Source organism: Rhizobacter sp. P3_C12 (assembly GCF_056402735.1).
Genome location: NZ_JBFUGW010000254.1, coordinates 1 through 8972 on the forward strand (window position 1 = coordinate 1; position 8972 = coordinate 8972).

6 protein-coding genes are annotated in these 8972 nt (G+C 70.4%); all 6 read left to right on the forward strand.

Annotated elements, in window-relative coordinates:
• Positions 1-248 precede the first annotated feature (248 nt).
• Positions 249-740, forward strand: coding sequence for a type VI secretion system lipoprotein TssJ (gene tssJ / locus AC1DXV_RS27245; RefSeq protein WP_477871445.1), 492 nt, complete (start codon positions 249-251; stop codon positions 738-740).
• 36 nt (positions 741-776) lie between these two features.
• Positions 777-2108: a type VI secretion system baseplate subunit TssK gene (tssK, locus tag AC1DXV_RS27250; protein WP_477936497.1), complete on the forward strand. Its 1332-nt coding sequence runs from the start codon at positions 777-779 to the stop codon at positions 2106-2108.
• Between the two features lie 29 nt (positions 2109-2137).
• Positions 2138-3484 (forward strand): DotU family type VI secretion system protein, encoded by a 1347-nt coding sequence (locus AC1DXV_RS27255; RefSeq protein WP_477936499.1) that lies wholly within the window; start codon positions 2138-2140, stop codon positions 3482-3484.
• Positions 3481-7080, forward strand: coding sequence for a type VI secretion system membrane subunit TssM (gene tssM / locus AC1DXV_RS27260; RefSeq protein WP_477936501.1), 3600 nt, complete (start codon positions 3481-3483; stop codon positions 7078-7080). Before AC1DXV_RS27255 ends, tssM begins: the two co-directional genes overlap by 4 nt.
• Positions 7062-7796, forward strand: a complete 735-nt coding sequence (gene tagF, locus AC1DXV_RS27265; RefSeq protein ID WP_082004388.1) for a type VI secretion system-associated protein TagF — start codon at positions 7062-7064, stop codon at positions 7794-7796. The genes tssM and tagF overlap by 19 nt, the downstream gene beginning before the upstream one ends.
• Positions 7793-8972: serine/threonine protein kinase (locus tag AC1DXV_RS27270; protein ID WP_477936503.1), on the forward strand; the 1180-nt coding region annotated here is incomplete at its 3' end. The genes tagF and AC1DXV_RS27270, both read left to right, overlap by 4 nt.

Consider the following 8972-nt stretch of genomic DNA (forward strand, 5'->3'; position numbering starts at 1 on the left):
GCACAGGCGGCCAGCGCCAGTGCAGCCAGCACGGCGAGCAGGCGCGGCGAACGGGGCGAAGAAGGCGCAGGGTAGGGCATGGCGCGAGCCTAGGCGTCGTCCGCGTCCGGTCCAACTGACCTTCGTCAACCGGCCTGCCGCGCCAGCCGGCGCTCTCATTACCTAAGTCACGACTGACGGGTGAGAGCGACCGCTATCCTGCGGGCGCCAGTCCGTTTGCCCATTCCCCCCACCCCATCCGCCGTCCCATGCGCCAACTGCTCATCACCGCCGCGCTGGCCGTTCTCGGCCTCGTCGCAGGCTGCACCACCGTCGAGAAGTTCAACCCCTTCGCCGGTCCCGCCACGCTGAAAGGCGAGGTCGCCGCCGGCGCCCAGATCAACCCCGACGCGCGCAAGCGGGCCTCCCCGGTCGTCGTGCGCGTCTTCGAGTTGAAGGCCAACGCGCAGTTCGAGTCGGCCGACTTCGTCTCGCTGTTCGAACGCGAACAGCAGGTGCTCGGCCCCGATCTGGTGTCGCGCGAGGAATTCGTGTTGCGTCCTGGCGAAAAGCGCCCGCTCGAGAAGAAACTGTCGCCCGAGACCAAGTTCATCGGCGTGATGGTCGCCTTCCGCGAACTCGAGCGCGCCCGCTGGCGCGCCGTGATCCCGGTGGCCCCGAACCGCACGAACATCGTCGCCGTCAGCCTGGACGACATCGCCGTGCAGGCCACCCGCACGCAGCCTGAAATCAAGCCCTGAAACACACCCCCCCACCGTGAACGGACGGATCTCTCCATGAGCTGGCGCGCCAAGGTCGTCTGGTCGTCGGGCATGTTCCTGCAGCCCCACCATTTCCAGCAGGAAACCCGCTACATCGAGCGCCTGGTCGATGCACGCACGCGCTGCGTGACGCCGTTCGCCTGGGGCTTCTCCGAACTGGAGATCGACGAGGGCCTGCTCGCGCTCGGCAAGCTGGGCCTCACGCGCGCCGCCGGCCTGCTGCCCGACGGCACGCCGTTCTCGATGCCGCTGCTCGACCCGCTGCCGCCGCCGATCGAGGTGCCGGCCGACGTGAAGGGCGAGCTGATCTACCTCGCGCTGCCGCTGCAGCGCCAGGGCCTGAACGAGGTCGACTTCAGCGGCACCGACGAGCTGTGCCGCTTCGAGGCCGCCGAAGAGAACGTGCGCGACAACACCGACGCGAGCGACGAGCCGGCCGCCATCCAGACCGGCCGGCTGCGCATGCGCTTCGTGCGCGCGAAGGAGGCCACCGAGGCCTATGCGCTGCTCGGCGTCGCGCTGGTGGCCGAGCGCCGCAGCGACGGCCAGGTCACGCTCGAACGCAGCTACATCCCGCCGCAGGTGGCGATCGAGGCCACCGCCCAGCTGTCGGCCAGCGCCTCGCTGCTGCACGGCCTGATCCTGCAGCGCGCGCAGGCGCTCGCCGGCCGCATGGGGCAGCTGAGCCACGGCGTCTCCGAGCTGGCCGATTTCCTGATGCTGCAGACGCTGAACCGCAACGAGCCGATCTTCAGCCAGCACACCGCGGTGCCGAATGCGCACCCGAAGGAGTTGCACCGCGACTGCCTGCGCCTGGCCGGCGACCTGGCCACGCTGGCCAGCAGCACGCGCCGCCCGCCCGAATTCCCGCCGTACCGGCACGACGACCTGAACGCCTGCTTCGCGCCGGTGTTCGCCGAGCTGCGCCGCATGCTGACGGCCGTGCTCGAGCAGAACGCGCTGCAGATCGAGCTGGTCGCCCGCACGCACGGCGTGCGCACCGCCGTCGTCGACGACCTGGAGCTCGCGCGCACCGGCACCTTCGTGCTGGCCGTCAATGCGCAGGTGCCGGGCGAGCAGCTGCGCCAGCGCTTCCCGGCACAGACCAAGATCGGCCCGGTCGACAAGATCCGCGATCTGGTCAACCTGCAGCTGCCCGGCATCGGGCTGCGCTCGCTGCCGGTCGCGCCGCGCCAGCTGCCGTTCCATGCGGGGTATTTCTATTTCGAGCTCGACCGCAGCGGCGAGCTGTGGAAGGCCGTCTCGTCCAACGGCCACGTCGCGATGCACATCGCGGGCGACTTCCCCGGCCTCGAGCTCGAGCTGTGGGCCATCAGAAGCCAGTGAAGTAAGCCAGAAAGAACGTGGTGAGCGCGATGAGCCCCTCTTCCCCCGACGATCCGTTTGCCGAAGTCGACACCGGCCGCACCTTCATCATGCCGACGCCGGGCGGGCGCACGACCGCCATGCCCTCGCGTCCGCAGCACGCGCCGCAGCAGCCCGCCGGAGCCGACGTGGCGGCCGACATCGGGCCGAGCGACAGCGGCCTGAACCCGCTGGTGGCGCTGGCGAACCCGCTGCTGGCGCTGGTGCCGCAGATCCGCGCCTCCACCCAGCTGGCCGACCCGGCCGCGCTGCGCGAATCGATCGCCCAGGGCCTGCGCGAATTCGAGGCGCAGGCGCGCGCCCGCGGCATCACGCCCGAGCGCGTGCTGGCCGCGCGCTACATCCTGTGCACGCTGCTCGACGAGGTGGCCGCCACCATGCCGTGGGGCGCCTCCGGCCAGTGGGGCCGCCACAGCCTGCTGGCGATGTTCCACAACGAGACCGGCGGCGGCGAGAAGGTGTTCCAGCTGATGGCCAAGCTGGCCGAGAACCCGGGCGGCAACCGCGACCTGCTGGAGCTGATCTACGCCGCGCTGTGCCTGGGCTTCGAGGGCCGCTACCGCGTCGTCGACGGTGGCCGCGCGCAGCTCGAGGCGGTGCGCGAGCGGCTCGCGCAGATCATCAAGAAGGAGCGCGGCGACTACCCGCAGCCGCTCGCGCAGAACTGGCGCGGCGAGGCCGCGACCCGCCGCTCGATGCTGACCTGGCTGCCGCTGTGGGTGGCCAGCGCCGTCGTGATGCTGCTGGTGGTCGCGATCTACCTCGGCCTGTCGTGGCGGCTGAGCGGCGATTCCGACCCGGTCTACGGCCGCATCCAGGAACTGCGGCTGATCCCGCCGACCCCGCCGGTCAAGCTGCCGGCACCGAAGCCGCGGCTCGCGCAGTTCCTCGTCAACGACATCAAGGCCGAGTTGGTCACGGTGCGCGACGAGGTCGACCGCAGCGTGGTGATCATCCGCGGCGACGGCCTGTTCCCGCCCGCCAGCGCGGCGCTCACCAGCGACCGCGAGGCGCTGATGAAGCGCATCGCCGAGGCGCTGGCCCAGGTGCAGGGCTCGGTGCTGGTGACCGGCCACACCGACAACGTGCGCATCCGCACCGCGCAGTTCCCGTCGAACTGGCACCTGTCCGAGGAGCGCGCGAAGACGGTGCGCGACATCCTGGTGGGCTACGGCGTCGCCGCCGACCGCGTCAAGGCCGAGGGCCGCGCCGATGGCGAGCCGGTGGCCGCCAACGACTCGCCGGCCAACCGCGCGCTGAACCGGCGCGTCGAAATCACCCTGTTCATCTCGCGCGGCGCGACGCCCGCGGCCTCGGCTCCCGGAACCGGATCATGAAGAAGCTGCTCGGTGTCCTGCTCAACCCGTGGTTCCTGCTGATCCTCGGGCTGATCGCGCTGTCCCTCGTCATCTGGATCGTCGGGCCGCTGATCGCGATCGGCACCTGGAGACCCCTGGAAAGTGCAACAGCACGCCTGGTGTTCATCGGCGTGATCGTCGGCCTCGTGATCCTGCGCAAGCTGTGGCAGTACTTCCGTGCGCGCAAGACCAATGCGCGCGTCGTCGACCAGCTGCTGACGCCGGTGGCGGGCACGGCCGCCGACGATCCGGCCAACGCCGAGCTGAAGACGCTGAACGAGCGCTTCCAGAAGGCGCTGCAGACGCTGCGCAACGCGAAGTTCGACACCGGCAAGACGGGCGTTGCCGGCGCGTTCAGCGGCCTCACGTCGCGCCTCGGCAAGCGCTACCTGTACGAGCTGCCGTGGTACGTGATCATCGGCGCACCGGGCTCGGGCAAGACGACCGCGCTGGTCAACTCCGGCCTCAACTTCCCGCTCGCCGCAGCGATGGGGGAACACTCGGTGAAGGGCGTCGGCGGCACGCGCAACTGCGACTGGTGGTTCACCGACCAGGCGGTGCTGATCGACACCGCCGGCCGCTACACCACGCAGGACAGCCACAAGAACACCGACAGCAAGGCCTGGGAGGGCTTCCTCGACCTGCTCAAGCGCAGCCGGCCGCGCCAGCCGCTGAACGGCGTGCTGATCACCGTGTCGGTCAGCGACCTGCTCACCGCCAACGTCAACGAGCGCGCGCAACACGCCGCCACCGTGCGCCTGCGGCTGCAGGAGCTGCACCAGCACCTGGGCATGCGCTTCCCGATCTACCTGCTGGTCACCAAGTGCGACCTGCTGTCGGGCTTCATGGAGACGTTGGGCGAGGTCGACAAGGACACCCGCGCGACGCCGTGGGGCATGACCTTCAAGCTCGACAAGCAGCAGCACACCGATCTCTCGGTGTTCCCGGCCGAGTTCGACGCGCTCGAGAAGCGCCTCACCGACGGCCTGATCGACCGCCTGCAACTCGAGCGCGACCCGCAGCGCCGTGCCCGCATCTACGGCTTCCCGCAGCAGTTCGAGGCGCTGCGCGGGCTGCTGAAGGACTGGATCGACCAGGTCTTCTCGCCGTCGCAGTTCGAGGCCCACCCGCTGCTGCGCGGCGTGTACTTCATCAGCGGCACGCAGGAAGGCACGCCGATCGACCGCATGCTCGGCCGCATCGCGCGCACCTACCGGCTCGAGCGCACGGTGCTGCCGCCGCTGCAGTCCGGCGGCAAGAGCTTCTTCCTGTCGCGGCTGCTGAAGGAAGTGGTGTTCGGCGAGGCCGCGCTGGCCGGCACCGACCTGAAATGGGAGCGCCGCCGCGCCTGGATGATCACGGCCGCCTATGCGGCGCTCGGCATCGTCTCGCTGGGCGTGCTGCTCGCCTGGGGCGTCAGCTACGTCAACAACCAGCGCTACATCGCGAAGGTGGATGCCACCGTCGAAGAAGTGCGCAAGCTGGTGCAGTCGACGCCGAACCGCGCGTCGCCCGACATCCTGGTGCTGCTGCCGGCGCTGCAGGCCACGCGCGACCTGGCGCGGGCCGGCATCGGCGACTCGGTGCCGTTCAGCCACGGCTTCGGGCTGTACCAGGGCCGCAAGCTCGATGGCGCGTCGCAGCAGGCCTACCGCCGCATGCTGACCGACGCGGTGCTGCCGCGCATCGCGCTCGGCATCGAGGACCGCCTGAAGACCGGCCTCGACAACCCCGAGCTGCAGTACGAGGCGCTGAAGGCCTACGTGATGCTCTACGACCCGGAGCGCTTCGACCCGGCCGCCCTCAAGCTCTACGTGATGGCCGACTGGGAGACGAACCTGCCGCGCTCGGTGACCACCGAGCAGCGCGCCGAGCTCGAATCCCACCTCGACGCGCTGCTGGCCGAGGGCCAGGCGGTGTCGCCGCTGCCCGAGGACAAGCAGCTGGTCGCGCAGACGCGGGCCCGCCTGATCGCGACACCGCTCACCGAGCGCGTGTACCGCCGCCTGAAGCGCCAGGGCGTCGGCGCCGACATCCCGGAGTTCACGGTGGCGAAGGCGGCCGGTGCCGGCGCGGGCCTGGTGTTCACGCGCATGAGCGGCCAGCCGCTGACCAAGGGCGTGCCGGGGCTCTTCACCTACGACGGCTACCACAAGGGCTTCCAGCGCGAGGTCGAGCGCGTCGCGCGCACGCTGGCCGATGAAGAGAGCTGGGTGCTGGGCGTCAACGACAGCAATCGCCAGAACGCGCTGCGCTCGCTCGACGTGCAGCAGCAGCTCGCCGACGAGGTGCGCCGCCTGTACCTGACCGACTACGTCACGGTGTGGGAGGAGTTCATCGCCGACGTGAAGATGCTGCCGACGGCCAACCTGTCGCAGGCGGTGCAGATGTCGCGCGTGCTGTCGGCGCCCGACAACCCGCTGGTGCCGCTGCTGAAGGCGATGTCGCGCGAGACCACGCTCGGCGACAGCAAGGACGTGGCGTCGAAGGTCGAGACCAAGGCGCGCGACGCGATCCAGCGCTCGCGCGAGGAACTGCTGCGGCTGCTGGGCAACCAGGCGCCGGCCACGCCGCTCGGGCCGGGCCAGCGCATCGAGAGCATCGTCGACGACCGCTTCRTCGCGTTGCGCCAGCAGACACGGGCGGTCGACGGCAAGGCCGCGCCGATCGACTCGACCATCGCGCTGATCAACGAGGTCTACACGCTGCTGACCGCGGCCGACACCGCGGTGAAGGGCGGCAACGTGCCGCCGCCCTCTGACGTGCCGAACAAGGTGAAGGCCGAGGCCGCGCGGCTGCCCGAGCCGACCCGCTCGCTGCTGAACACGCTGTCGGTCAGCGGTACCAAGGCGGCGCTCGACATCACGCGCAGCAACATCGGCAACTCGATCAATGCCGAGATCGGCGAGTTCTGCCGCCAGGCGATCAGCGGGCGCTACCCGTTCGCGCGCGGCAGCAGCCGCGACGTGACGCAGGAAGACTTCGCCCGCGTGTTCGCGCCGGGCGGGCTGTTCGACGCGTTCTTCCAGAAGAACCTGGTGAACTTCGTCGACACCTCGACGCGGCCGTGGAGCTTCAAGAAGATCGACGGCGCATCGATGGGTGCCGACAGTTCCACGCTGCTGCAGTTCCAGCATGCGGCGGTGATCCGCGACACCTTCTTCCGCGGCGGCGGCACCGCGCCGGGGCTGCGGCTCGACTTCAAGCCGATGGAGATGGACCCGAACATCACGCAGTTCACGCTCGACGTCGACGGCCAGCTCGTCAAGTATGCGCACGGCCCGCAGATCCCGGCCTCGATCCAGTGGCCGGGGCCGCGCGGCAGCACGCAGGTGCGCGTGGCGCTGACGCCGGTGTCGGCGAGCGGGCTGTCGGGCGACACCCGGGAAGGCCCGTGGGCGCTGTTCCGGCTGTTCGACAAGCAGCAGGTCGAGGCGGCCGGCGCGCCGGAGCGCTTCAAGGCGACCTTCAACATCGACAACCGCAAGGCGGTGTTCCTGGTCACCGCGAGCAGCGTGCGCAACCCGTTCCGCTTGCCCGAGCTGCAAGAGTTCTCATGCCCGGGCAAGCTGTGAGCCACGACTTCAGCATCGACCAGTTCATCAGCGGCGTCGGCACGCAGGCGCCGGGCTGGTTCGGCAAGCTCGCGATGCTGGGCGATTTCGCGAGCCGGCGGCTGCCGCAGCCGTTCGTCGATGCCTGCGATGCGTGGTTGTCGAAGGGCATGGACGCGAGCCGCACGCGGCTCGGCGCGCAGTTCCTCGATGTGTACCTCACGGGGCCGATCTGGCGCTTCGCCTGGGCGCCCGGCGTGATCGACAGCGAATGGTGGGCCGGCGTGCTGATGCCGAGCGTCGACAAGGTCGGCCGCTATTTCCCGCTGGTGGTCGCGCAGACCGCGCACGACCTGCCGGAGACGCTGGAGGGCATCCAGGCGCTGGACGGCTGGTACCGGCACCTGAGTGCTGCCGCACTCGGCACGCTGGGGGCCGGTGCGACGGTCGAAGATTTTGAATCGGCGCTTGCGCGCGCGCCGTCGTGGCAGGCCGAGCGGCACAGCGTCGAGCCTGCTGCCACCGCAATGCCGGGCCGGCTGCGCTACACCTATGCGGGCGCCGCGAGCCTGCCGCAATGGATCGACGGGCTGGTGGTGGCCGAGGCGATGCGCCGCTACACCGGCCACAGCCTGTGGTGGCCCGACCATGCGTCGGCGCCCGACGACAGCCTGTCGGTGGCGCCCGGGCTGCCGCCGCCGGACTGCTTCTCGGAGTTGCTGGAGGGGCGCTGGTGAGCGATTCGACTTCGGCGCCGGACGACGACCGCACCGTCGTCAAGACCGGTGCGCCGCTCGACGGCGGCAACTCGCTGCCGAACGGGTTCCGGCTGCAGGAGTACGTGGTCGAGGGCCTGGTCGGCGAGGGCGGTTTCGGCATCGTCTACCTGGCGCGCGACACCCAGCTCGGCCGCGTGGTCGCGCTGAAGGAGTACATGCCGGCGACGCTCGCGACGCGCGGCCCGCAATGCGAGGTCTCGGTGCGCTCGGCGCGCCACCGCGAGACCTTCGAGCTGGGCCTGCGCAGCTTCGTCAACGAGGCGCAGCTGCTGGCCGCGTTCGACCACCCGTCGCTCGTCAAGGTGTACCGCTTCTGGGAACAGCAGGGCACCGCCTACATGGTGATGCCGTACTACGAAGGTCCGACGCTGAAGCAGTGGCTGATCGAGCACGGCCGGCCCGACGAGGCGCTGCTGCTCGGCGTGGCGCACCCGCTGATCGACGCGCTGGAGCTGATGCACCACCAGCGCTGCTACCACCGCGACATCGCGCCCGACAACATCCTGCTGCTGAACCAGCAGAGCACGCAGTTCGGCGGCGCGGCGAGCATGCGGCCGGTGCTGCTGGATTTCGGCGCGGCGCGCCGCGTGATCGGCGATGCGACGCAGGCGCTCACCGTGATCCTGAAGGCCGGCTACGCGCCGGTGGAGCAGTACGCCGAATCGAAGGCGATGCGCCAGGGGCCGTGGACCGACGTATATGCGCTGTGCGCGGTGCTGTATGCCTCGATCACCGGGCGGGCGCCGCTCGCATCGGTGAGCCGGCTCGTCACCGACGACCTGCAGCCGGCGGTGCAGGCGGGGGCGGGGCGGTATTCGCCGCAGTTCCTGGCCGCCATCGATGCCGGGCTGGCGGTGAAGCCGGACGACCGGCCGCAGGACATGGCGGCGCTGCGGGCCTTGCTGCCGGGTGGGCAGGGGCACGGTCTGGGGCATGCGTCGTCGCAACTGCTGGGCAGCAGCACGCGCGGCGGGTTGCCGGTGCCGCCGGACCTCGGTGCGTCGACGGTGGTGACGCCGTCCACGCGGCCGGCCGAGCTGATGCCGGATCCGCATGCGAAGCCGCCGTCGCGGGCCGGCGTCTATGCGCTGGCCGGGCTGGTGGTCGCCGCGCTGGCCGGGGCGGGCTGGTGGT